Genomic DNA, 231 nt, shown 5'->3' with positions numbered 1-231 from the left:
CCCTATCGATGGATGACACCGCAGAAGTGATTGATGCGCTAAAAAATAAATTCCCCAAAATCCATGCGCCGCGTAAAGATGATATTTGTTATGCCACCCAAAACCGTCAAGATGCGGTTAAGGAGTTTGCGGCGCGTTGTCAAGTGGTGTTAGTGGTGGGCTCACCCAACTCATCCAACTCTAACCGCTTGCGTGAACTCGCGGAGCGCTTGGGCGCCAAAGCGCATTTGA

The 231-nt window shown here is 50.6% G+C and carries 1 protein-coding gene; it reads left to right on the top strand.

Annotation, left to right across the window (positions count from 1 at the left end; all coding sequences use genetic code 11):
* Positions 1–231 (top strand): hypothetical protein (locus ACSV5T_RS10485; RefSeq protein ID WP_438321117.1); only part of this gene is annotated, 231 nt, incomplete at both ends.

The organism is Veillonella sp. ZSJB6, from assembly GCF_051549505.1.
GTDB lineage: Bacteria > Bacillota > Negativicutes > Veillonellales > Veillonellaceae > Veillonella.
Note: the sequence above shows the minus strand (reverse complement) of the source record. Positions and strands in the feature narration are given on the sequence as shown.